Annotated in this window: 30 protein-coding genes and 1 pseudogene; 22 read left to right on the forward strand and 9 right to left on the reverse strand. The window is 50.0% G+C overall.

Annotated elements, in window-relative coordinates; all coding sequences use genetic code 11:
• Positions 1-389 precede the first annotated feature (389 nt).
• From WHS63_RS07075 to WHS63_RS07085, 3 genes and pseudogenes are all read right to left on the reverse strand, one after another.
• On the reverse strand, positions 390-1,052 hold the full coding sequence (locus WHS63_RS07075) for a methyl-accepting chemotaxis protein (protein ID WP_445204522.1): 663 nt from the start codon (positions 1,050-1,052) through the stop codon (positions 390-392).
• Between the two features lie 72 nt (positions 1,053-1,124).
• Positions 1,125-1,508: pseudogene (locus WHS63_RS07080) on the reverse strand (HAMP domain-containing protein); the annotation flags it as partial.
• A 457-nt stretch (positions 1,509-1,965) separates the two neighbouring features.
• Positions 1,966-2,388, reverse strand: coding sequence for a S24 family peptidase (locus tag WHS63_RS07085; protein ID WP_445204504.1), 423 nt, complete (start codon positions 2,386-2,388; stop codon positions 1,966-1,968).
• Positions 2,389-2,748: 360 nt separating this feature from the next.
• Here WHS63_RS07085 and WHS63_RS07090 point away from each other — a divergent pair, with 360 nt between their 5' ends.
• The 15 genes from WHS63_RS07090 to WHS63_RS07160 all read left to right on the forward strand — a co-directional run bounded on the left by WHS63_RS07090 (position 2,749) and on the right by WHS63_RS07160 (position 10,973).
• The gene (locus WHS63_RS07090) at positions 2,749-2,994 is read left to right on the forward strand and encodes a hypothetical protein (protein ID WP_445204505.1); all 246 of its coding nucleotides are present in this window, start codon (positions 2,749-2,751) and stop codon (positions 2,992-2,994) included.
• 241 nt (positions 2,995-3,235) lie between these two features.
• On the forward strand, positions 3,236-5,230 hold the full coding sequence (locus WHS63_RS07095; RefSeq protein WP_445204506.1) for a hypothetical protein: 1,995 nt from the start codon (positions 3,236-3,238) through the stop codon (positions 5,228-5,230).
• 21 nt (positions 5,231-5,251) lie between these two features.
• On the forward strand, positions 5,252-6,121 hold the full coding sequence (locus tag WHS63_RS07100; protein WP_369491119.1) for an AAA family ATPase: 870 nt from the start codon (positions 5,252-5,254) through the stop codon (positions 6,119-6,121).
• Positions 6,121-6,735 (forward strand): hypothetical protein, encoded by a 615-nt coding sequence (locus tag WHS63_RS07105; protein WP_369491118.1) that lies wholly within the window; start codon positions 6,121-6,123, stop codon positions 6,733-6,735. The genes WHS63_RS07100 and WHS63_RS07105 overlap by 1 nt, the downstream gene beginning before the upstream one ends.
• A 2-nt stretch (positions 6,736-6,737) precedes the next feature.
• On the forward strand, positions 6,738-7,163 hold the full coding sequence (locus WHS63_RS07110) for a hypothetical protein (RefSeq protein WP_369491117.1): 426 nt from the start codon (positions 6,738-6,740) through the stop codon (positions 7,161-7,163).
• 1 nt (position 7,164) lies between these two features.
• On the forward strand, positions 7,165-7,392 hold the full coding sequence (locus WHS63_RS07115) for a hypothetical protein (RefSeq protein WP_369491116.1): 228 nt from the start codon (positions 7,165-7,167) through the stop codon (positions 7,390-7,392).
• Positions 7,379-7,615 (forward strand): hypothetical protein, encoded by a 237-nt coding sequence (locus tag WHS63_RS07120; protein WP_369491115.1) that lies wholly within the window; start codon positions 7,379-7,381, stop codon positions 7,613-7,615. The genes WHS63_RS07115 and WHS63_RS07120 overlap by 14 nt, the downstream gene beginning before the upstream one ends.
• A complete protein-coding gene (locus WHS63_RS07125) occupies positions 7,605-7,820 on the forward strand; it encodes a hypothetical protein (RefSeq protein ID WP_445204507.1) in 216 nt (71 codons plus the stop codon). Before WHS63_RS07120 ends, WHS63_RS07125 begins: the two co-directional genes overlap by 11 nt.
• Positions 7,821-7,824: 4 nt before the next feature.
• The gene (locus tag WHS63_RS07130; RefSeq protein WP_445204508.1) at positions 7,825-8,487 is read left to right on the forward strand and encodes a DUF3164 family protein; all 663 of its coding nucleotides are present in this window, start codon (positions 7,825-7,827) and stop codon (positions 8,485-8,487) included.
• Between the two features lie 36 nt (positions 8,488-8,523).
• Positions 8,524-8,838 (forward strand): hypothetical protein, encoded by a 315-nt coding sequence (locus WHS63_RS07135; RefSeq protein WP_369491111.1) that lies wholly within the window; start codon positions 8,524-8,526, stop codon positions 8,836-8,838.
• 2 nt (positions 8,839-8,840) lie between these two features.
• Positions 8,841-9,143 carry a hypothetical protein gene (locus WHS63_RS07140; RefSeq protein WP_445204509.1) on the forward strand — a complete coding sequence of 101 codons (303 nt, stop codon included), beginning with the start codon at positions 8,841-8,843 and terminating at the stop codon, positions 9,141-9,143.
• Positions 9,136-9,963, forward strand: a complete 828-nt coding sequence (locus WHS63_RS07145) for a hypothetical protein (protein ID WP_369491108.1) — start codon at positions 9,136-9,138, stop codon at positions 9,961-9,963. The genes WHS63_RS07140 and WHS63_RS07145 overlap by 8 nt, the downstream gene beginning before the upstream one ends.
• Before the next feature lie 102 nt (positions 9,964-10,065).
• A complete protein-coding gene (locus WHS63_RS07150; RefSeq protein WP_369491107.1) occupies positions 10,066-10,248 on the forward strand; it encodes a hypothetical protein in 183 nt (60 codons plus the stop codon).
• Positions 10,249-10,282: 34 nt separating this feature from the next.
• The gene (locus WHS63_RS07155; protein ID WP_369491106.1) at positions 10,283-10,609 is read left to right on the forward strand and encodes a hypothetical protein; all 327 of its coding nucleotides are present in this window, start codon (positions 10,283-10,285) and stop codon (positions 10,607-10,609) included.
• A 67-nt stretch (positions 10,610-10,676) separates the two neighbouring features.
• A complete protein-coding gene (locus WHS63_RS07160) occupies positions 10,677-10,973 on the forward strand; it encodes a hypothetical protein (protein ID WP_369491105.1) in 297 nt (98 codons plus the stop codon).
• Here WHS63_RS07160 and WHS63_RS07165 read toward each other — a convergent pair whose 3' ends face one another.
• The 6 genes from WHS63_RS07165 to WHS63_RS07190 are packed head-to-tail and all read right to left on the reverse strand — an operon-like array spanning position 10,974 to position 16,929.
• Positions 10,974-11,411 (reverse strand): hypothetical protein, encoded by a 438-nt coding sequence (locus tag WHS63_RS07165; protein WP_369491103.1) that lies wholly within the window; start codon positions 11,409-11,411, stop codon positions 10,974-10,976.
• A gap of 17 nt (positions 11,412-11,428) precedes the next feature.
• Positions 11,429-12,073 (reverse strand): phage virion morphogenesis protein, encoded by a 645-nt coding sequence (locus tag WHS63_RS07170; protein ID WP_445204510.1) that lies wholly within the window; start codon positions 12,071-12,073, stop codon positions 11,429-11,431.
• Between the two features lie 7 nt (positions 12,074-12,080).
• The gene (locus tag WHS63_RS07175) at positions 12,081-14,558 is read right to left on the reverse strand and encodes a phage portal protein family protein (protein WP_369491099.1); all 2,478 of its coding nucleotides are present in this window, start codon (positions 14,556-14,558) and stop codon (positions 12,081-12,083) included.
• A 2-nt stretch (positions 14,559-14,560) separates the two neighbouring features.
• Entirely contained in the window at positions 14,561-14,965 is a 405-nt protein-coding gene (locus tag WHS63_RS07180) for a phage protein Gp36 family protein (RefSeq protein WP_369491097.1), read from the reverse strand.
• A 3-nt stretch (positions 14,966-14,968) separates the two neighbouring features.
• Positions 14,969-16,486: a hypothetical protein gene (locus WHS63_RS07185; RefSeq protein WP_369491095.1), complete on the reverse strand. Its 1,518-nt coding sequence runs from the start codon at positions 16,484-16,486 to the stop codon at positions 14,969-14,971.
• Between the two features lie 2 nt (positions 16,487-16,488).
• Entirely contained in the window at positions 16,489-16,929 is a 441-nt protein-coding gene (locus WHS63_RS07190; RefSeq protein WP_369491094.1) for a helix-turn-helix domain-containing protein, read from the reverse strand.
• Between the two features lie 177 nt (positions 16,930-17,106).
• On the opposite strand from WHS63_RS07190, the gene WHS63_RS07195 reads away from it, so the two are divergent.
• The 7 genes from WHS63_RS07195 to WHS63_RS07225 are packed head-to-tail and all read left to right on the forward strand — an operon-like array spanning position 17,107 to position 21,353.
• Positions 17,107-18,084: a hypothetical protein gene (locus WHS63_RS07195; RefSeq protein WP_369491092.1), complete on the forward strand. Its 978-nt coding sequence runs from the start codon at positions 17,107-17,109 to the stop codon at positions 18,082-18,084.
• Positions 18,085-18,119: 35 nt separating this feature from the next.
• A complete protein-coding gene (locus WHS63_RS07200) occupies positions 18,120-19,031 on the forward strand; it encodes a phage capsid protein (RefSeq protein WP_445204511.1) in 912 nt (303 codons plus the stop codon).
• 50 nt (positions 19,032-19,081) lie between these two features.
• Positions 19,082-19,537: an N-acetylmuramoyl-L-alanine amidase gene (locus WHS63_RS07205; protein WP_445204512.1), complete on the forward strand. Its 456-nt coding sequence runs from the start codon at positions 19,082-19,084 to the stop codon at positions 19,535-19,537.
• Positions 19,534-19,884 carry a hypothetical protein gene (locus WHS63_RS07210; RefSeq protein WP_445204513.1) on the forward strand — a complete coding sequence of 117 codons (351 nt, stop codon included), beginning with the start codon at positions 19,534-19,536 and terminating at the stop codon, positions 19,882-19,884. The genes WHS63_RS07205 and WHS63_RS07210 overlap by 4 nt, the downstream gene beginning before the upstream one ends.
• Complete coding sequence (locus tag WHS63_RS07215; protein WP_445204514.1) at positions 19,868-20,347, forward strand: hypothetical protein; 480 nt, start codon at positions 19,868-19,870, stop codon at positions 20,345-20,347. The genes WHS63_RS07210 and WHS63_RS07215 overlap by 17 nt, the downstream gene beginning before the upstream one ends.
• A gap of 4 nt (positions 20,348-20,351) precedes the next feature.
• Positions 20,352-20,864, forward strand: coding sequence for a hypothetical protein (locus WHS63_RS07220; RefSeq protein ID WP_445204515.1), 513 nt, complete (start codon positions 20,352-20,354; stop codon positions 20,862-20,864).
• Positions 20,865-20,867: 3 nt separating this feature from the next.
• Positions 20,868-21,353, forward strand: coding sequence for a hypothetical protein (locus tag WHS63_RS07225; RefSeq protein ID WP_445204516.1), 486 nt, complete (start codon positions 20,868-20,870; stop codon positions 21,351-21,353).
• The last annotated feature ends 32 nt before the right edge of the window (positions 21,354-21,385 follow it).

The following is a 21,385-nucleotide window of genomic DNA, read 5'->3' on the forward strand; positions in this document are numbered from 1 at the left end:
AAAAGAGCAATGAGATGCTTCGGCGAAGTCTATATCCCTATAAATCGGGACTCAGAACGACAGCGTAATGTTTCGCTTGCGCGTAATATGACAAATAACCTTAACTAAACAACATTGATTCTTAATTATAAAGTTTTATGAGCCATTAAAAACATGAAAGATTTTACCCTGTGTATGCATTACTTGCCCATTGGTTATAAACATTCAGAACAATTGTTTTGGCATCAATGTGATGTCATTAATTTAGAATGATTCTTAACATGTAGAAACAAGGCAACTAAATACATAGCAGATACAGCTAAACTCTTTATTTTCGGCTGTTCTCTATTAAAAATCCATTAATACTATTTTGACGAATGGTCGTTTTTGATTGATGAATGAAATTAGTTTTACTTCTTTATCTGGAAATACCCAATCAAATCGGTAAGTGCTTTAGCTCTGGCATTGAGTTCCTCAGCGCTGGCTGCAACTTCCTCCGAGAGCGAGGCGTTCTGCTGGGTGGTGTTGTTAAGTTCCTGCACCGAGGTGTTCACCTGCTCCGTTCCAGTGCGCTGCTCGTGGGTGGCTGCGGTTATCTCCCTGATTAAATCAGTGGTTCGTATTATCTCGTGCACGTTCTGGTTCATAATATCCTTGGCCTTGCCCGATATCTCCGCTCCCCGCTGCGATACAGCGATAATCTCATTGGCTGCCTGACGGCTACGCTCGGCCAAGCGCCTTACCTCGGCTGCCACCACGGCAAAGCCCTTCCCATGCTCACCCGCACGGGCAGCCTCAACGGCTGCGTTTAACGCCAGTAGGTTGGTTTGGAATGCAATATCATTGATGATTCCAATCTTCTGCGCTATCTCGTTCATGGAGTCCAGCGCCACATTGGTGGACTCAACACCCTCCTCCAGCTTCTTTGACGTGGATGAGGCAATGCGCTCTGTTTGAATGGCATTCTCCGAGTTCTGCTGTATACTGGCCAGGATCTCCTCCATGGCGCTGGATATCTCCTCCAACGACGAGGCCTGCTCCGAGGTAATCTCCGATAGGCTGGTGGCACTCATGCTCAACTGGCTTGCCGATGATTCCAGCTCTCCTGCAGCCTGCGAAATGCCATCGATCACCTCACGTAACTTATCGGAAAGATTGCCTACCGATTTACTTAACCTCCCCAGTTCATCGTCGTGCTTAACAAACTCAGGGTTAACCTGAACTGTTAAATCACCCTCACTTATTCTTTGAATATCATCAATTGCCTGATCTAAAGGTTTACGAACCTTACGGGCAATGTACCACATAACCCAAACACCTACAATAATAACTACAGGTGTAGTTATGTATGCAGGAAAAATTTCCGGATAGATGTACTTTAGGTTAACCATAACATCAATTAGAACTCCCCAAGTAACAGTTGCTGCTCCCATTAAAAAGAGTATGGAGTTCTTGAAAAAGTACCTTATGGTGAGTATACCCACTGTATGGCCCCCAAAATAAAATGTACAATTTTTGAAAATACACATGGCTGATAATTAGATACATACGAAATTCTCACTTAAAACAAAATGTACCAAATGGGTTAAAACTGGGTTAATATATGCGGTTAAATTAACACTAAAAAGCGACATTAAGGTTAAACATTGGCTCTTTAAAATACAAGAAATTATAAGGAATGGATGACATTTTAAGCCCCTTTCTAAAAGGGGTTTTTTTGTTGCATTTAAATGGGGTTGAAAATTGAAAAAAAATGGGTTAGGGGGCAGCTGGGCGGTCAGCTGGGCAGTCAGCTGGGCGGTCAAAAGTGGGAAAAAAAAAGGGCGATAAAAGAGGGATAATTCCAGAAAATAGGAAAAAAAACGGATAAAAAGTAAAATAGAGGGGGGGATAATTCCGTAAACGCATATAAAGTAATAGTATATAAAATGCACTATATCAGTGTAATATATGGTGTATGGATGTAAAATGTGTGCGTGTGGATCGTTACCCCATGGAGTTAATGCGAACTGATGCCTTAACGTGTGCTGCAAATCGTATCGATTCAATTGGAAAATCCTTGGGCTGATGGTGCTCATTGTAGCTGATTAGGGTGACCCACCCGGTAGTAGCCGATTGTTTCACGTACTTAACAGTAATGAAGGCATCACCATCCTGAACAATGGATAAAAGGTACATCTCGCCCCAAAGAATGTTTTGGATGTTGTTCAGTACCTTATATATAATAATGTCCCCACTCTTAAGGAGCGGATACATGCTATCGCCCACCACGTATATGGCCCCGTCGCACTTGGGCAGGTTGGGTATCTCGAGGTACGCAATGGGATCATTGTCTGATATTTGCTCGTACACCTCAACCACACCGGCAATGGCATCAACGCTGTACAGGGGTATACGTACGCTGGTCATAGGCCTATCAGTTTTGACGGGAAATCTTGTTATGTGCTCGGATGCTTCGACATGTCCGTTGGATTCTCTATCCTTTAGCATTGGGCCTTCTCCAGTTATCAGCCAAGTAGCATTTAATGCTTTATATGTATTAAGTATTTTTTCTATAAAATCAATACTTGGCTTATTTTTACCTTTATATATATTAAGTATGTTGACCTCGGAGATACCAGTTTCGCGAGAAAACTTGTATCTACTAATCCCTAGATAATCAATAAATTGGATTATTCTTTGATTTATACTAAAATTATTTTTAGTAATTTCTTGCATGCTTAATATATATTAAGTATATTTGCACAGACAACAACAAAGATAATACAAATGAATACAGAGGTCAAATTAAAACAGCTAAAAGGATTTCTAAAGCGCGGCGATGCGGCCATTATAGCCCGTGCCACGGGGTACAGCAACCATACGGTTCGGGCCATGATCAAGGGCGATAGAACCCTACACCCCATGGTGCTTGAGGCCATTGAGAAGTTGGTGGAGTGCCGCCGAAAGGGCATCAGCAATAGGATGGAGGCCGAGATACTAAAAACGCAATCAACTACAATTTCAAAAGCTTAACAACCCTATGGGTATGCATAGCAGACTCATCATGGCAATGGCAAATATCCCGCAACTGGCGCGATGCTGCCCTATCGAATGGGGCTGCGGGAACAACCCTTGATGGATGCCCGAACCGGGAGCTGTGCGGTGCGAATGGGCAGGCGCTGCACAGTAGGGCGGGTGGATGGCCGCGGCGCACGGAACACTGCCCAGTTGCGCCTGACAGCCGGGAACAGACCGGCTTTTTAAAACAAAGCTTATGCCCCAGTACCACAATGGCATACTATGTATATCGGTTGACGAGTGGCTCCAGTCTGGACTCACCTATAATCAATATGAGAACGACAAAAGGCGTGGCTACCTGACCATTATAAGGCCGGGTGGCGGAGGGCATCCGGCACTCATTGAGTACAACACCCTGCGGGGCGACAGGCGGGCTGTAATTGAGAGGCATTTTGGCGATGTAGCCCGGTTGGCCCAGCGCGCCACGCTGGAGGACTACATCAAGCCCGATGCCGATGCCGCTCGCTACTACACCGCCTATAGGCTCCCCGATGGGCGCCCACTGCGCGAGGAGGCCCGGGTGAAGTACCTGTCGGAGGCCTGCATACTCAACGCCCTGATACGCTACCTTAACGATGCTCGAGCCCGTCGCCGGGCCATGGGCATGCGCAAGGGTGAGCTATATACCCATGCGGCAGGCCTGATCGACGAGCTCGACCGCAGCCGCTACCCCCACGACCTGCCCCTTAACCCGCGCCGGCTCAAGGAGCTGGTACAGAAGTACAGGGAAAACGGCTACGAGGCGCTGGTACACGGCAACTGGTGCAACCGTAACAGCCGTAAGGTTAACGAGAAGGTTGAGCGCCTGCTCATTTCCATATACTGCATGGAGAATTTACCCTTTGGGGAGTGGGTGCACGACTACTACCTGCAGTTCCTGTCGGGTACGCTCAGGATTGCCGATGCCGAAACGGGTGAGCTGTTCGACCGCGACGATTTCCGCGACCGGAATGGCAACTACCTGATAATAAGCCAAGCCACGGTGTGGAACGTGCTGAACAAGCCCGATAACGCACTGGTGGTTGACCGCCTGCGCAAGGCAAGGATTGACCACATCACGCAGGCCACCCCATTCAACCGCCGCCGCAAGCCCGAGTACAGCCTCAGCATGGTAACGCTCGACGACTGGCAGCATAATATACGCACCACCGAGGGCGACAAGCTTAATGCCTACACCGCCTTTGACGTGGCCAGCGAGGCCATAGTGGGCTGGGCATTCGATAGCCGCACGCCCGATCGTACCATGGTGCTCGACTGCCTGCGCAGCATGTACGCCAACCTTACCTCTAACGGGCTACCCTGGCCGCTGGAGGCACAGGTGGAGAACCACCTGATACGCGACATGGAGGAGCAGTTCAGGGGATTATTCCCGCACCTGACCTTCTGCACGCCGGGGGTAAGCCGCGACAAGCACGCCGAGAACTACATCCGTATGCTCAAGCACGGCACCATGAAGCGGCACCAGCCCATTGGACGTTGGTACGCCAAGCACGATGCCTACAAGGTAAAGAACATTGCCAAGGACGAGGATTTGAAGCAGCCGCGGATGGCCAGGGATGAGCTCATTGCCACCACGCTGGAGTACATACACGAGTACAACCACAGCCTGCACAGCAACCAGAAGCGGTATCCCGGAAAAACCCGCTGGCAGGTACTCATGGAGAACGTTAACCCCAAAGCCTTTATGCAGCGCGAGCAGGTGCTGCGGTACATAGGCCACGTTACCGAAACCAGCATACGCAACAACGACTACATACGCCTGCAGTACAACGACTACTACATCGAGAGCTTCGATGCGTTAAAGCTGCTGAAACCGGGTAACTACAGCGTACAGGCCTACTGGTTACCCGAAGCCAACGGAACGATTGCCGAAGCCTACCTGTACCAGGATGCAACCTACCTGGGACGCGCATTACCCTATGAGCGTTACAATACGGCAAAAGCTGAGCGTACCCCCGACGACGAGCGCATACGCACCAACCAGGCCAAGCGCCAGAGCCACTTCTTTAAGAAAGAAAAAGAACAGCTGGCTGCTAAATATGTTAAGGTGGCCCTGATAAAGGACGAACAACAGGTTGACCCCGACAACATAAGGGTGGAACTCATTGAGGTGGAACCCGCTGAACCCGAATGGGACAAAATAGATGATAATAGCGACGATGTTGCAACACGTGCCATAAATAGCCTTTAAGTCTAACTAAATTCTTAACTTATGCTAAACACAACCATAAAGCAGCAGATAACCGATGGGCTAAGGGCCGAGCTGTCCAAGTACCCATCGGCAAAAAAAATGGCGGTTGCCCTTGGCATTAGCCCGGCGCAGCTTAGCCGGGTGCTAAAGGGCGAAACCGAGATGGTGCTGAGCGATGCCAACTGGCTGAGCATAGCCCGCCGTCTCAACGTTGCCCTGGGCAATGCGCACCCCATAGTGGCCGCCATAACACCCACCTTTGAGTTTGTTACCGCCCAGCTGGAGCTGTGCCAGAACGGGAGCCTGAGCGCCATGCTCTGCGACATTGCCGGCATTGGCAAAACCTTTGCCGCGCGGCACTATGTAAGGCAGCACCGCCATGCGGTGTACATCGATTGCAGCCAGGCCAAGAGCAAGCAGAAGCTCATCAGAACCATTGCCCGGGAGTTTGGCGTGGAGTACACCGGTAGGTACGCTGATGTATATGCCGACCTGGTATATTATCTGCGCAGCATTGAGAAGCCCCTTATTGTGCTGGATGAGGCGGGAGACCTCGACTACTCGGCCACCCTGGAACTCAAGGCGCTATGGAACGCCACGGAGTACCTGTGCGGCTGGTACCTGATGGGCGCCGACGGGCTACGCGCCAAGTTCGACCGGCAGCTGCACAACAAAAAAGTGGGCTACGCCGAGCTGTTCAGGCGCTTTGGCGAGCGGTACCAGCGCGTAACCCCGGAGGGGAGGGAGGCCATGGAGGAATTCCGCCGCCGGCAAATAGCCATTGTGGCCAAAGCTAACGGCCTGGTAAACGTGCAGGAGCTATATCACAAAACGCAGGGATCGCTTACGCGCCTGTACATTGAGATACAAAAAATTAAACAGGTAGCCTGATGAAACGAGCCTACAACCCCACGCAGCTTGATACAAAGCGGCTGATCACCATGCCGTTCGACGGCGAGTGGCAGGCGCTTATGGGGCAGCCCGAGCGCGCCGGCAGCTGGCTGATATGGGGCAACAGCGGTAATGGCAAGACCAGCTTTGCGCTGCAGCTGGCCGGCTATCTAACCCGATTCGGTAGGGTAGCCTACAACTCACTTGAGGAGGGCATCAGCGAATCGCTCAAAAGGAATGTGCGCATTAATGGATTGGTAGGGGTTAAGCGCCTGCTGCTGCTCGATAAGGAACCGATGGACGAGCTGGTGGAGCGGCTTCGGCGGCCCAAGGCGCCCAACATTATCATCATCGATTCGCTGCAGTACTGCGGTATGAACTACAGGGAGTACAAGCAGCTGCGCGATGAGTTCCGCTCCAGGTTATTCGTGTTCGTCAGCCATGCTGACGGGAAGGAGCCGGCCGGCCGAACCGCCCGAAGCGTGCGATACGACGCCAATGTAAAGATATACATTGAAGGATATAGGGCCTACGCCGTGAGCCGCTACGGAGGGGGTGAGCCCTACATTATCTGGCAATCCGGCGCTGAAAAAGTTACACCAACAATACCATAGCCATGAAAGCAAAAAAACAACACACACACGCCAAACTACTTCGCCAGTACCATGCCATGTGTCGGGTGCTGGGCATAGGCCCCGATGAACGTAAGGCCATACAGGAAAGCTACGGGGTGAAGAGCAGCGCGGAGCTAACCGATAGCCAGCTGCTGGACCTGATAGCCCGTATGGAGGGGGATGCCGACCGGTGGCGCAAACGGGTTATGGCGGTAATTGGAGCATACCTCAGGCGCATCAACTACCCCGAAAGCGCCGCAACCATTAAGGCGGTTGCCTGTAGGGCTGCCGGCTACGATAGCATCAACCAGATACCGGTATCCCGATTGCGTGAGATCTACTATGAGTTCTTAAGGCGTAATCGCACCGCCGAAAGCGTGAGATACCTGGTAAGCGAAATTGAATTTGAACTAACCAAGCTCAACTAATATGAAAACATTAGCTAATCAATTGGGGAGCGTTGACGACATCCGCAACCACCTCAAGCACCTCAATCCGGCGACCGTGGATGAGGCCCGTCATGTGCTTGCCTACCTCGACAAGTCGTGGATAGATGAGATTAACAATAGGGCGCGTAGCAGTGTACTCAAGCTGCTGGATGCCAAAAGCAATGCCATTTATAAACAATTTAATGTTAAGCTGTATGGAGAAGAATAGTCTGGAGTACCAGCTCGATGAGCTGAACACCCGCATAGCGCTGCATAAGCATAAAATGGAGATAACCGTAACCTCATTTGAGGAGTACCTAAAGCTGAAGGACCAGCTCAACCGGATGCTCATCAAACGCATATCGCTAGAGCAACGGGTAAAGAGAACCCGTACACACTACCGCCCAAGAGTATACGAACCAGATATAGTAATATGCCATGATGAACTTTAGGAAAAAAAGGAATCCGGCAGTGGTAGAAATGGAAATACAGGCACTGAAGCGCCTTATTGAAAGGCGCAACGGCTGGCTTATGAACCCAGAAAACCGCATGCGCAGCACCTATGAAGCCGTCAGGCAGGACACACAGAGCATTGAGCTACAGGTAATTGAACTTGAAAAGGAGTTAAACGAATTGTTGCAGAACACTAATTTTTAAAGCTATGGAACTTGACATTAAGAATCTAACCGATGAGCAGCGCCGGACATTAAAGGCGCAGCTGGAAGCAGAGGAAAAAGCCCAAAAGGAAAAGGAGCGCCGCGAGCGCGAGACCTATGAGCAGCTAAAGGATGCCCAGGTTAGGGTAACCTTTAGGGAGCTGCAGAATATAAGCAGCATGCTGGAGCATGCCAAGCTGAAGGTGTTTAGGGATTTTGAGGCCATACTGGCCATGAAAAAGGAGCTGTTTGGCCTCACGGAAGACAGGATGCTGGAGCAGGAGAGCCATACATTTACAACAAGCGATGGCAGTATGAGCATAATCATTGGGCACAACGTCATCGATAGCTGGGATGAGACCGTATCGGTGGGCATCCAAAAGGTAAACCAGTGGCTTACCAGGTTGGCCAGGGATGAGGAGAGCGCAGTGCTGGTTGGGTTAATACGCGACCTATTAAAGCCAAACAAGGACGGGGTGCTAAAGGCCAACCGGATACTCGACCTGAGCAAAAAGGCCAGCGAACTAGGCGACCCGGAGCTTATTGAGGCCGTTGAGCTCATACGTGACGCCTACCGCCCCACGCGCACCAGCACCTACGTAAAGGCGCGGTACGTTGATGAGTATGGGCGCAAGCAGTGGCTGGCCCTTAGCATGAGTGCTGTATAATGTTTGCCCACCGGATTACCGGCTAAATTATGAATCATGAACAAGACATTGGACAGTATTATAATGGAGAATAGCAAGCCCGTACGCATGCTTACCGCACCCCGCAGCAACCTGTTAAAGCTGTTTGTTACAGCATTTTTACAGGTGTTCCTGGTGAGCGCTAACACCTATTTTATAAGCCGTATTGCCTGGTTGGGCATAGCGGCCTGTGGATTCGGCATAAGCTATCTATGGACGCTCAACGTCCGTCGTATAAGCGCGGGCACCCATGTTGAGCGAGTAGTATACGCCACCGGCGCCATGCTGGGTGGACTAATGGGCGTACTAACTAGCAATCTCATAATTAAATAGCAATGGAACGGTTCTACATACAGGATGCAACGCTCATGGGCTACGGATTTAGGCGCACACAGATCGATGAGGACGCTACCCGAAGGTACGTGTGCTTTGAGATGCAAATTGATAGTGTTAGCACCATTACCGTTACCTATACCTATCAATTTAACGACAATGGGCTATGGTTCCTTACAACAAGCCGCATTGAGCTGATCGCCGATGGCATTGAGGTGCCCACCCGCGCATGTAGCCTGGATGATTTAAATCAGCTATACCGATTGCTATCGGGTAAGGAGCTGGAGGAGGTACACCATGATTGATAAGCTGCTGCAACGCTACGGCGTGGGATGGGCGTTGGCGCTACTCGTGCTGGAGCTTACGTACATCAATTCCAAGAGCCTGCACTACCTGGTGCAGGGGCTTGCCGTTATCGATATGCTGTTCGGGGTTATCGGTGCGGTGGCCTTTAGCATGGTAACGGTGCTCATCATGCGGCTCAGCAGGCGGGGCTGGCTCAAGGTGGTTTTCCCCCTGTTCGATGTGGCGCTCGTGCTATGTGGATTTAATTTACGCTATGCCGATGAGCTGCTCGATAATCCCGTAAGGTTTTGGCTCACAGTGTTCCTAGCTCTATTTACCGGTCTTATTACGTACTCTCTCGGTCAGATCAATGCGGAGCAGCACGATAGCCAGGCTGAGCGGCAGGCGCAGCAGCGTATCAACGAGCTGATTGATAAGCTGCACCGCCGCGAGCAGTCCTACACGGAGCTGCAGGTTAGGCACAACGAACTTACGCGTAAGATTGACGAAACGGAGCGTATCCTTGCCGATACGCATCAGAAGCTAATTGAATCAACCCGAAAGCTTGCCGTTATGGAGCAGAATCAAAGCGAATCGAAACGTATCGCTGCTGAATGCAGCACGTTACAAAGCGAAGTCGATGCGTTGCGCGAGCGTAACGGTTACCTGGAACGGGTATCAAAAATCATGCTTCGCAACAGCATACTCTACGAGGCCTGGCTGGCCACCAAAAAGCGCTCTACAAACCAGCGCGATGCAGAGATTATAAAGCTCGCCGAGATGATCCGACAGGGGCAGCCGGTAGAGCTAAACATGTATGAAAAGGTATTGCAATCCTAAACACATTAACCTATGGAGGAGTACATATCAGTTATTAATCTCATCTTGGCGGTATGCCTGATCGTACTGCTAGGGGTAATAGGAACGTACATCGTGGGGCGTATGCTCCCATTTTCCGTTATGGGGCTCAGCGATGGCTACCTGTTAACCTCTCCGGGTCGTAAACCCATATACGCAGCCACACGTCACGACCTGAACTTCTACATTAAAACAAGCCTGAAAAGGGGCAGGCGATGCACCCTATACGCAATTCATAACGGGATGCTGTATGAAATCCCATTTTAGTTAACTATATTTGAACAGTAAAATTTTAAACGCAATGAAAAAAATAGTACTAATTAGTTTGCTGATGGCCCTGGTATTAACCTCCTGCTACGAGGGGAATCATACCTTTTCGGTAATCATTACGGGCAACCAGGAGACCTACAAGGTGAGCTACCGCGATAACAAGGGCGTATGGCGCGACACGGTAACCGTTCGGAACGGATTTGGCATTTACAACGAGTACAGCTCCGACTGGCAGCTGGACCTGATTGCGATTGGCGACAGCGTACACGTTGAAGTGTTCAGCCGGTATAAGTCCATCAAGACGTTTCACGGGCGCGATACCCTTGAGATACACGAGGTAATTAAATACCATAATTAACCGCCCGTGTTGAAAAAACTCCCCTTCGGGGGAGTTTTTTTTTAAAAACAGCGCATATATTGTGCACATGAGCCTACAGAAGTACTTTAGCAGCAAGCAGAACACCAGAACCGGGCAGAAGGGGCGCAACCCCGACCTGCTGCAGCGGCGCGACCAGAAGCTGGCCTACCGGTTCTACTACCACGCCCAGCTCCGGGGGCTAAGCTACAGCGACACCCTTAAGGTGCTATCGGAGGAGTTCGATTTGTGCGAGCGAGTGGTGGTGGACAGGCTACGCGCCAACCAGCAACTCGTCGATGAGCTGTTTGCGAGTCGGCCTACGGCTACGCGCCTAAGGCGCGCCTACCCATTTTATACCTGGTAGCTACACATCGTCGGTAAAGGTGGTCTCGTATACGCAGCTGTACACCCGTATGCCCGCAAATCGCCTATCGGGAGAGAGCGATCGCCGGCTGAACGCCGAGAACATGTTCGTTGAGTAGCCCTGCATGGCAACGTGCACCTGATCTATCACATCGAATAGTTGTAGCGCCTGGTTGCGCTTGATGGCCGGCGATAGGCTATCGGTGGGCAGGGGCTGCTCAAATGCCAACGTCAGGATTACCCGCGCGGTAACCAGCTGGCCGTTAAGGTCGTTATCCTCGCACGACAGCTCCATGTCTATAAGGCAGCATGGGAACGCCACGGCGGGCCTAAGGTCGCTGGCCAAGGCCTCTAGTTGCCCCATATCAAAATCTATCATACGTATCGCCGGAACCCGGTCGGTCAGGCGTGCCAAAACGGTGTTGTAAAGCTCTTTCATGGCTATTTAAACTGTATTTAATGTTTGATGAAATTCGAATAGGCCGCCCTGATTGAATCGATAAGCAGCTTTCTTAGCACTATTGAATGTCCCATGAATTGCCGCTTGGGGATGTTAATTCTCAGGTACCTTTTCTTTGTTAGCGCAAGCCCTTTCCAGCGGTCGTCGCCGGTTTTATACTTCATGGCCCATGCGAACTTGCGCATGTCTCTGGTTACCGGCACAGTAAGGGTAGCCCCCTCATTGTGCACAGCTGCATAGGGTACCTGCTGGCTACCTGCCGATATAACCACACGTTGTGGCGTAACCCTTGAGGGCCTAACGCTCGCCATTAGGTTGCCGCTGCGCACCAGCAACGATCCGCGGGTAGGGGGATTCTTTGCCGGTGGCCAGGGACGATTATTTACATCGGCCTTAACCGTGAAGCGCTGCTTGTAGAACTCCGTTGCCTTTTCGGCAATAATGCGGGGTACCACAACCTGTAAAAAATTCTGGTCGAGCCGGTCGAAAAATTTATATAAATCGTTGAATGTTGCCATTTTATTTATTATATTTGCTTTAAGTGCTGGCCGCGGATAAGCCAATGCCACGCAGGCGTAGCGCCCGCAGCGGTGCCTGAGGAATACTCCAGCGCGAGCCAGCTCGATACGCCAGAGTAGCACGTAAGTGCTACTTTTTTATTAGCAGGCCCCGTCTGTAGATATTTTCCAGGTCGAGTGAATTCAACGTGAACCATGATTTAAGCATTAATTTCCCGGCGATAAGCTGACTTACTGCTACAAATACGGTATCCTTGTAATACTTTATTAGAATATAATTATCAAATTTGTTTGCTCTTGCATTATAATCGTTAATCCAGACCTCATCAGGGGTTTTTATCGCTTCCTCAAGTGCATTAAGCAATAGTGTCCTATTCGATTTTTTCCTGGTGGTATGGAAATTGAAATTATCATCTTCAATAGTTACTGCACGATTTCTAAAATCGTAAAGGGTAATTGAGGTATTAACCCGATGCATATTAGCCCAATCAACAGCAGAACCGTTGTAGGGCATTAATACATTAGCTTGCGTGGCAACAATCCCGGCGGCTGGCTCAAGTCCATAATCTAAGTAATATATTTTATTTAGATACTTGCTTTCATTACCATAATATTTGTTTATATACGATTGATTGGCGGAGAAAACTAAACCTTCTTTTGCTCTGTTAATGCCAAACCCCTGTTTAACGTTACGCTGCCATTCTGTTGATTTTAAAAATACATTCAGGCGCTTGCGGCTCGCATCAATCTGTTCTCTGCTTACCTCATGCTTCATTCTGGGAACTACGTAGCAACGACAGTTCCACCCATTTGGCGGGTAGATATTATCCCATACCGATGACCCTCTCTCAAAGACAGGGAACACTGTACCATGTAACCTGGCATGTTCCTCCCTGACCTTATCATCACCAATGGTACGGTACTCCCAGAATGGAAATAATTCGACATTAGCAAGTAAACGGTAGTAGGTTGCGCTTGATTCGGCAACATGATATGCCGTATCGAACTCGGTTCTGAGCCAGGTACGGTTAAACACGTTTGTAACGCTTTCGGCACGCTTGCGGAAATCATCAAAGCCAGACGAATCCCTGAATAGCTGGTTTAGAACCTGCACCTCCTTTAGCGTTTTAGCGGCGCTAAAATGGTAGAGGTTGGTTTCCATGGCCGTTTTTAGTGCGTCTGGCTCAAAGCCGTACTCAAAATCGGCAAAGTTTTGGGTAGCAAAGCCAGCATGGAGTGCCCGAATAAGGGCGTCCGAGGTGTAGCGAAAGAGCTCCGCATCGAAATAAGGGCTATCACCATTGGCTATACGATGCAGAAGCGCATCGGTATCAAACTCGCCAATATCGGCAAGGTTAATATGGTGGGTGCCACCACAATCCCGGCAGATTTGACGGTTGTGAATTGCCCCCGTTTCGGGGGCTCCCACGAAAAAACGTACCAAACGCGTCCACCAGTTCTCCGTTGAGTCGGCCTGATCCGTTACGCCAGCCACAGGTTTTTTGGTCGATTTTGGCTTAGGCCTGCCGTAAGTCTCATAGAAGTAGTCATCGTCGAGGGCTATCCCCAGCTCGTTAACCAGCCGCACGTCCATATCGAGCTGATCCTTGAGGCTTAGGCTCTCGCCAGCCTCGGCAAAGTAGAAGTAGCCACCGTCAACCGGGTAGCCACGTTTGGCCAGACGAGGCAATAGCTGGGTGTTAAGCACACGCTGCACAAAGCGGCGGTCGGCCTTATTGATGGACTCCTCCACCTCCTTATGCGTTTCGCTCTGTGAACGTGAGCTGCCGTTTTGTGTGGTCATTGTCTGACCTAATATTGTAATAAGCAGCTCCTCGTTGCATGCCTGGCGAAACTCGTTGTAGATGGATGAGCTTGAATGCGATGCTGATGCCTCGTGTGTCTCCACTTCAGTTTCCTTCGGGATAACCATCCACGATGCGCTACCGGCTGCCTCAAGGGCCTCTTCAAGTAGCTTGCGTGACTCCTCGTCGTGGCTGCTGTACTTGCCTATGCGGCGGGGCATTCCGAACAGCTCCACAAACTGGCTCCAGTCGCCAAAGCCCCCACGCTTGTAAATGGCAAGCGGTGCTGCCCTCAGGAGCAGCCCCAGGTTATCGTTACGCCCCACGTCGAGTAGGAAATCATCGTTGGTGTAGGGGATGCCCGTCGTGTCACCCGGGTTTGGTGTAATAACACCATTTACGGTGTTTATATGCTGACGGGGTATGCTATACGCATTGAATCCATTGCTAAAATCGAGCTCTATGACAGATTTCCCGTAGAAAATGGAGAGCATGACCTCCTTGAGAAGGTATTCAAAGGCGGGCGAGTCAATAAGGTCGTCAAGCTCCGGAACGCTCTGCTCGTTTTTCCCCTTAAAAACCAGATCGGCGTTGGTAATGGCCATAATGCGCTTTTCAATTGCGTTGCCGAGCACCGGATCGAGCATTATATCATCGTACAGGTCGTACAGCTTAGCCCGTTTCCCCCTATCGGCTTGCTTTAGCGCCATGCGCCACTGCCCCACGTCGAGCACGCCGCGGCTATTTGGCTTAATAACGATGGAGTTCACCACCAGCTGTTTCCTTTCTTTTCGGGTTGCCATAGCTAAAAGTGTTGGGTTCGTTTAGGATTACTTCCATGAATTATTGTTTTTGGCACATCATCTGCGGGGCGAGGAAGGTCGGGAACCACCAAACCCTTCTGAACAGATTTAAGCCAGTCGATTGCCCTGTTGTAGCGCTTCTCGCGCAGCTCAATATCCGCATTGTAGTTGCTAAGGACCACAAGGTGCCAAACGGCAATATCCTTGACGAATGTCACCAGTAGGGGATGCCGGTCGCCCCCGGTAGCACCAAATATATGTTCCGTGTCAAATTCGGTAAGGTATCCCTTAGCCTCGCTGATAGCGGCATCTATGGCCGCATCAACAATGGCATCATCGCTACCGGTGATTACATCAACCGTTTCGATATGCATGTGGCTACTAAGCTCTGACTTTGTTATGAACATATTTTAATAACGTTTTGGGTTCACAATTTTTTTTCCAATACGAATGGTAGCCGACGACAGCTGTTTGGTGTTAGCAATCCAAACCGCACCCTCAACCGCATCGGGGCCATCTAAACTTGCGCCTAGCTGCGGTTCAACAGCTTTGAACTGCTCCTCCAGCCGCTGCATGTGGGGATTGGAGCGCTCATTTATATTGAATACCAGCCTCCCTGCCCTATTTAAAGGTTCCAGCGTACCCTCTATTCTTGTAAACTTATCGGGCTTTTTGCGCTCATCGGGCGAAATGAAAAGGAAGTGTTTACGTATCTTACCTATCTCGACCGATAAAGGAGAAAGCACCTGTTCAAAAAATGGAGATTGAAGCGAGTTGCTTTCAATAAAACAGTAAAGATGTGTATAGCCACCCACGTAATCATGTATGTCGTAAAACCATTCTATGAATTGAGAGTTGGTTACATGGTCCAAAAAGCATTTTATTATATAGAATGTGCCCTCAAGCACACCCACAAGAACAACGCACTTATAGCTGCTTTGGCTCAGCTTATTATTGCTGGGCGAAGGATCGCCATAAGCGACAAGGTAGCGGAACCTACTCAGCGGAGGCACCTTATCCCATATCAGTTCCTTAAATACCGAGCCCTCAACGATGGGATTGTTGAAAAATTCTTTTTGAGCGGATGAGTAGCTAACCATGCTTAGAAAAGTATCGATATCTGATTCCGAGTTCTTTTCCGGCCATGTTGACCTACCATATTTGTCGCGGATGTTAACCACGTCGACATGGTTGGCTTTTTTCATAGCTCTGGTGATGCAGCAATCCTTTGCTATAATGTTGCCGTTGAACAGTATTCTATAACTGTTGCTTATGGATACGGTGGGCATAAGCGCCTGCTCCACCCACTGCCACTTCTGGTCAATTATTCGCTTGTTTCGACATTCTACATCCGTATCTATATCATCGACCAAGATAAAGTCTACCCTGCTCTCCTCGTTGCGTGTACCGCGCGGCGATTGTCCAGCTCCCAGTGCGCGGAACGATACCCCGTTACGCGTTACAAATTCCCCCTCCTCCCATTGACCAACCGCTTGCTGGTTGCCGTAATCGTTGATTATTCGCTGGTTGCTTTCCAGGTTTAAACGAAATGGCGTGAGCAACCTGATGGCATTATCCTCGCTATTACTAACAAGTAGCACGTTGCGTATTTTACCAGTAAGGGCAAGGTAGATAACTTCGAACATTGACCTTGCTGATTTTGCAAGCTCACGGCTCCATGCACGCACCTCGTACCAGCGATCATTGTTTAGCAGCCTCCGGGTAGCGTCTATGTGAAATTTTGCGGGTTTGCTTTTGTAGTAGTTTGGGAAGTAGTAGGCGAACCACATTTCTGGATTTTTTTCCAGCTTCGCTATCCGCCTAGCACGATCGACCTCTGACTCGTTTGCGTCTACTGCAGTTGACCGGATGAGGTTCTGGCGGTACTCCTCCCACTGCTGTAGCGACTGCCTGTCGGTGAACTTCATCACTAGCGTTTAAGTTGATCCTTAATAAATGCATCAATTAGCGATGATAGCTCCTTGGCCTTATCAATGTCAAGGGGTCTTAGCCAGTTCAGAAAGCGCTTTGCCACCGACACAATATCGGAGATGCTAGCCTCCGATTCAAGATTCTTGGCTGCCGACGTTAGCTTGCTCAGGGTATCTGCATCCCTCGTGTTGGCATAGCGCTGACCCGGCTCGCGCGATGCTATCGCAGTATTAAGCTCATCTATCTGATCGTAAATGCGTCTGAGCTGCTCCTCCTTGGTAACCAGTAAGCTCTGGCGCAGCTTACGCCATTGCCCCTCATTAACCCAGCGCGAGAACGTTTTCTCGGAAACGCCAACCCGTTGGGCTATTTCGCGTTGTGTTAGCTGCTCGTTCACATACAGCAGCTTTGCCAATTCCTTACGTTGATCCGCCTTCATGCTCGCTGATTAATTGCTCCTACAAATCTACCATTAACAAGGGCTCATAGAGGTGTGCTTGATCCATTATAGCAGGTATATTGCCCTATAATAGCTCGTAGTACTACCTATCATAGATATTGCCTACACAATTTGCCATGACACAGGCTTAGATTTGTTACGAAAATCCACAGTCCAATGGCCAACAAAACATTTCTTCTTACAGATGAGAGTGTCAACGCTTATGGGTTTTGGCTCAAGCTCGATGGCGCCGATATTGAACAATTCCGACGTAACCCCATAATGCTCTGGATGCACTCCAGATCATGGCGTGGCACCCGCGATGAGGTGCTCCCTATTGGTACATGGGATAACATCCGGATTGAGAATGGCAAGCTACTCGCCGATGCGGCTATTGACACCGATGATGAGTTTGCTGCAGCAATAGCGCGAAAGGTGGACAAGGGCATAATCCGCATGGCATCAGTTGGAATTACCGTATTGGAAACCAGCAGCGCACCCGAAAACCTTAAGCCAGGGCAGACCCGTGAAACCGTAACCAAGTGGAGGTTGAGGGAGGCATCCCTAGTAGATATTGGAGCCAACGATAATGCCATCTCGCTGGCATTCTATGATAACGACGGCAATCCCATTGAGCTGAATACAGGCAATGGCAACTGCCCCGTTAACCTTGTGCAATCACCAAAACCAACGTATAGTATGAAAGAAATCGCAAAACTACTCAATCTATCGGACGAAGCCGATGAGCGCACCATGGCAGATAGGGTGCAGGAGCTTCTTAAACGGAATGCTGAGCTGGAGCAGCAGGTGAACCAGTACGCCGAGCGTGAGAGGCAGCAGCGCAAGGAACGCTCAGCGAAGCTGATTGATGAGGCTATCCGTACAGGGCGAATCAATGCCGATGCCCGACAGGCCTGGGAGATGATGTTTGACACCAGCTACGAGGTTGCAGAGCAGGCTATACTTGCTCTGCCCAAGCGCCAAAGCGTTAGGGATACACTTACAAAGGATGCCAGTAGCAGGGCCGATAGGTACGCCTCCATGACCTGGGATGAGCTCGACCGAAAGGGCAAGCTCCGTGAGCTCAAAGCGGATTACCCCGAGCTCTACGCCCAGAAATTCGAGGAAAAGTTTGGCAGGCAACCCAAAAGCTAGTAAATGTTGTAAAAACCAATAAAACCGTATAAGAAATGGCTATACAGAAAGAGATTTGGCTCAACGATATTGTAGCCAACCTATTTGACAGCAACCCCCATTTGGGTTTTGCAGTAAATGCCGATGAGTTTGTCCTCCAGGGCAAGGTGGTGCATATCCCTAACGCCGGGTCCAAACCCAGTGTGAAAAGGAATCGCTCATCGTTGCCTGCATCGGTGACACAGCGTGGTGATGCAGACATCACCTTTGCGCTGGATGAGTTCACCACCGATCCTATACTCATCCCCAATGCGGATGATTACGAGCTTAGCTACGACAAGCGTGCCAGTGTGATTGGCGAGCAGAGCGAGGCGCTAAGCGAGCTTGTTGGAACGTGGATGTTCCGCTACTGGGCACCAGCTACGGCAGAAAACATTATCAGGACAACCGGAGATGCGGTAGCGGCTCATGTGGGTACCGGCAACCGCAAGAAGCTAACCGTTGCCGATGTTAAAAGGGCCAAGCTCCTGCTTGACCGTATGGGAGTGCCAGCCGATGGTAGGGTCATCGCCCTTGACGCCGACCTGTACGACCAGTTCACCGATGAGCTAACCGCATCGCAGTACCGCGATTTCTCGCAGGCTTACGATGCATCAAGGGGTGTTGTGGGGCAGCTCTTTGGCTTCACCTTCCTGGCTCCTCGCACATCGGTGCTCATATACACCAACGATGCCACCCCTGCGCCCGTTGATCCAGGGTCTACCATTCAGGACAGCTACAATGCCGGCGGCCTAATTTGGCATCGAAACTCGGTAATCAGGGCAATGGGAGATCACGAGTTCTTTGAAAACGAGAAGGATCCCACCTACTATGGCAGTATCTACAGCGCACTGGTAAGGGCAGGCGGAAGAATTCGCCGCAACGATGCCAAGGGTGTAATTGCTCTTGTTCAGGCAGCCACCACCTAGTACTAACACTTTCCCGGGGCTAGCCACGGCCCCGGGTAATAACAATAACGATGAGGCAGAAGCTCCAATACCTGGTAATACACTGTACCGATACACCGGCTGGCAGGCCTATAACCTCGCAGATGATACGTTACTGGCATACTGTTGAGCGCGGTTGGAAGCAGGTAGGCTATACCGATATGATACACCTCGACGGGAGGGTGGAGCGGCTTGTTAATAATAACGATGATGAGTGGGTTGACCCCTGGGAAATCACAAACGGTGTAGCAGGTATTAATGCTATTAGCCGCCATATCGTATATGTTGGCGGTAAGGGTGGCGACACCCGAACGCTTGCACAAAAAGGAGCCATGCTGGCATATGTGCGCGATATGGTTAAGCGTTTCCCCGACATCAAGGTGGCCGGCCATTACCAATTTAACCCCGCTAAAACCTGTCCATCGTTCAACGTCCCCGAATGGCTCATAAGCGTAGGTATCGAACCAAAGAACATATACCTGCCATGATTGAGGTTGCCATCTCGTTAGCATCTAACATAATAACCGCATCGGTTACATGGCTGTTAGCCCGCCGAAAAAACATTGCCGATGCCCGCAAGGCCGAAGCCGAGGCCAAGGCAAGTGAACTTGATGTGATTGAAGATGCCATTAAGATATGGCGCGAGCTAGCCGAGGATCTCAAGAAGGAAGTTCAACGCCTAAGCGATGATAATAAGGCCTTGAAGTGCGAGGTGGGTAAGCTAAGGCTTATCAATAATAAGATATTGCGTGCACTCGATAAGATTAACGCCGATAATGCCGAAATGGTTGTAAATCAACTAAAGAAAGATATTGGAAATGAAAGCATTGATTAGTATACTATTACTAGCCCTAATAATGGCCTGTAACCGTCAGGCTGTGCCAACCCATGAAATCCGGGTGGAAAAAAAGGACTCACTGGTATTAATTCGCGACACCGTGGTTGCCATTGATTCAGCATCGCTGCAAGCATACATTACCTGCGATAGCCTTGGTAGGGTGTACCTCTCAGAGGTTACCATGCTGCAAGGCAAACTGCTATCGTTACAGTTTGAGCAACGCGGTAAGAGTGTAAGCGTTAAGGCTAAATCAAGCAGGCAGGAACGCTTTGAGCATCGCAATACAACCACGTCAAGGGTAGAATACCGGTATGTGGATAAAAAGCTTACATACCTTCAACAATTATACATGCGAGCGGGCAAGGTAACATTACTGGTGCTGTTACCCCTTGCATTACTATACATAATAATACGATACAGATTTATTCAAGTAATTAAAGCACTAACCAATAAATTATAGAATTATGGCAGAAAAGAGAAGCATTGGACTGGCAAGCCTAAAAATAGGCGAAATTGCGACCGATGGGGGAATGGGAACTACCCTGGCATCGCTGGGATCTACCTATAAGGACAGCTGCGAGCTTATCCAGGAAGACCCACAGGTTACTGACATTGAATGCGAGGAATCCGACGACCCGGTGGAGAGCATCGAGACCCTGGGAGCTAGAACCCTGAAGTGGTCGATCATGGACTACAACCCGCAAACGCTTGTGAAGGTGCTGGGCGGAACGGTAACGGGGTCAGGCACCGAACTGAGCCCCTACGTGTGGAATGCCCCTACCTCATCCCCATCGATCGAGAAGTCGATTGAGCTGGTGAGCAAGAGCGGGGTGAAGTTCGAGATCCCCAGGGCCAAGATCATGGCCAAGCTTAACGCCAAGATCGTCAAGAACGGAGTTGCACTCGTTGACATCACCGCGAAGATACTCACGCCCACCAAGGCAGGGGTATCGCCCATCATGATCTCGGAGGTGTAGCGTATGGTTGAACCGGAAGTACAGCAGCGCGCTGCCGATGTACTACTGGATAGGGGCGTGAGGGTTAAACTCCCCGCCCCTTTTTGGTACCGTATCGTCGGCGTAAGGCATAAAAGCTACATACTACGCCGCCCAAAACTGGGTACGCTTATTGCCATGAGCCGAATAGCATCAGGAATAGATGTTGATTTCGACAAGCTGGACGAAGGTAATATTCAGGAGGCATACAGGGTGGTTGCCGAACATGGCGATAGGGTTGCGGAATTTATTGCCGTAGCGTTACTTAACAACAGACATGCCATTGAGCGCCATGCGGTTAGTCTAGCCCGTCGAATAGCCTGGGGCATTAGCCCCGACAGGCTGGCAGAGGTGTTCTCCTTAGTAGTTGTGCTGTCGGGCGTACAGGATTTTTTGAGTACTATCAGATTCGTGAGCCAGACGAACGTGATGAGGGCTACGATTCTGAGCCAGAAAGAGAGCGGGAGTTAACAGGACATGTAGATGGCCTGCATAGCCCGTTC

This window comes from Tenuifilum sp., from assembly GCF_037481895.1.
In the GTDB taxonomy this organism is placed as follows: Bacteria; Bacteroidota; Bacteroidia; order Bacteroidales; family Tenuifilaceae; genus Tenuifilum; species Tenuifilum osseticum.

What these genes read in the sequence shown, in the direction of transcription:
- WHS63_RS07075 (WP_445204522.1), bottom strand. Translation starts at nt 1,052, where the DNA reads ATGAGTGCCACCAGCCTATCGGAGATTACCTCGGAGCAGGCCTCGTCG.
- WHS63_RS07085 (WP_445204504.1), bottom strand. Translation starts at nt 2,388, where the DNA reads ATGACCAGCGTACGTATACCCCTGTACAGCGTTGATGCCATTGCCGGT.
- WHS63_RS07090 (WP_445204505.1), top strand. Translation starts at nt 2,749, where the DNA reads ATGAATACAGAGGTCAAATTAAAACAGCTAAAAGGATTTCTAAAGCGC.
- WHS63_RS07095 (WP_445204506.1), top strand. Translation starts at nt 3,236, where the DNA reads ATGCCCCAGTACCACAATGGCATACTATGTATATCGGTTGACGAGTGG.
- WHS63_RS07100 (WP_369491119.1), top strand. Translation starts at nt 5,252, where the DNA reads ATGCTAAACACAACCATAAAGCAGCAGATAACCGATGGGCTAAGGGCC.
- WHS63_RS07105 (WP_369491118.1), top strand. Translation starts at nt 6,121, where the DNA reads ATGAAACGAGCCTACAACCCCACGCAGCTTGATACAAAGCGGCTGATC.
- WHS63_RS07110 (WP_369491117.1), top strand. Translation starts at nt 6,738, where the DNA reads ATGAAAGCAAAAAAACAACACACACACGCCAAACTACTTCGCCAGTAC.
- WHS63_RS07115 (WP_369491116.1), top strand. Translation starts at nt 7,165, where the DNA reads ATGAAAACATTAGCTAATCAATTGGGGAGCGTTGACGACATCCGCAAC.
- WHS63_RS07120 (WP_369491115.1), top strand. Translation starts at nt 7,379, where the DNA reads ATGGAGAAGAATAGTCTGGAGTACCAGCTCGATGAGCTGAACACCCGC.
- WHS63_RS07125 (WP_445204507.1), top strand. Translation starts at nt 7,605, where the DNA reads ATGAACTTTAGGAAAAAAAGGAATCCGGCAGTGGTAGAAATGGAAATA.
- WHS63_RS07130 (WP_445204508.1), top strand. Translation starts at nt 7,825, where the DNA reads ATGGAACTTGACATTAAGAATCTAACCGATGAGCAGCGCCGGACATTA.
- WHS63_RS07135 (WP_369491111.1), top strand. Translation starts at nt 8,524, where the DNA reads ATGAACAAGACATTGGACAGTATTATAATGGAGAATAGCAAGCCCGTA.
- WHS63_RS07140 (WP_445204509.1), top strand. Translation starts at nt 8,841, where the DNA reads ATGGAACGGTTCTACATACAGGATGCAACGCTCATGGGCTACGGATTT.
- WHS63_RS07145 (WP_369491108.1), top strand. Translation starts at nt 9,136, where the DNA reads ATGATTGATAAGCTGCTGCAACGCTACGGCGTGGGATGGGCGTTGGCG.
- WHS63_RS07150 (WP_369491107.1), top strand. Translation starts at nt 10,066, where the DNA reads ATGCTCCCATTTTCCGTTATGGGGCTCAGCGATGGCTACCTGTTAACC.
- WHS63_RS07155 (WP_369491106.1), top strand. Translation starts at nt 10,283, where the DNA reads ATGAAAAAAATAGTACTAATTAGTTTGCTGATGGCCCTGGTATTAACC.
- WHS63_RS07160 (WP_369491105.1), top strand. Translation starts at nt 10,677, where the DNA reads ATGAGCCTACAGAAGTACTTTAGCAGCAAGCAGAACACCAGAACCGGG.
- WHS63_RS07165 (WP_369491103.1), bottom strand. Translation starts at nt 11,411, where the DNA reads ATGAAAGAGCTTTACAACACCGTTTTGGCACGCCTGACCGACCGGGTT.
- WHS63_RS07175 (WP_369491099.1), bottom strand. Translation starts at nt 14,558, where the DNA reads ATGGCAACCCGAAAAGAAAGGAAACAGCTGGTGGTGAACTCCATCGTT.
- WHS63_RS07180 (WP_369491097.1), bottom strand. Translation starts at nt 14,965, where the DNA reads ATGTTCATAACAAAGTCAGAGCTTAGTAGCCACATGCATATCGAAACG.
- WHS63_RS07185 (WP_369491095.1), bottom strand. Translation starts at nt 16,486, where the DNA reads ATGAAGTTCACCGACAGGCAGTCGCTACAGCAGTGGGAGGAGTACCGC.
- WHS63_RS07190 (WP_369491094.1), bottom strand. Translation starts at nt 16,929, where the DNA reads ATGAAGGCGGATCAACGTAAGGAATTGGCAAAGCTGCTGTATGTGAAC.
- WHS63_RS07195 (WP_369491092.1), top strand. Translation starts at nt 17,107, where the DNA reads ATGGCCAACAAAACATTTCTTCTTACAGATGAGAGTGTCAACGCTTAT.
- WHS63_RS07200 (WP_445204511.1), top strand. Translation starts at nt 18,120, where the DNA reads ATGGCTATACAGAAAGAGATTTGGCTCAACGATATTGTAGCCAACCTA.
- WHS63_RS07205 (WP_445204512.1), top strand. Translation starts at nt 19,082, where the DNA reads ATGAGGCAGAAGCTCCAATACCTGGTAATACACTGTACCGATACACCG.
- WHS63_RS07210 (WP_445204513.1), top strand. Translation starts at nt 19,534, where the DNA reads ATGATTGAGGTTGCCATCTCGTTAGCATCTAACATAATAACCGCATCG.
- WHS63_RS07215 (WP_445204514.1), top strand. Translation starts at nt 19,868, where the DNA reads ATGAAAGCATTGATTAGTATACTATTACTAGCCCTAATAATGGCCTGT.
- WHS63_RS07220 (WP_445204515.1), top strand. Translation starts at nt 20,352, where the DNA reads ATGGCAGAAAAGAGAAGCATTGGACTGGCAAGCCTAAAAATAGGCGAA.
- WHS63_RS07225 (WP_445204516.1), top strand. Translation starts at nt 20,868, where the DNA reads ATGGTTGAACCGGAAGTACAGCAGCGCGCTGCCGATGTACTACTGGAT.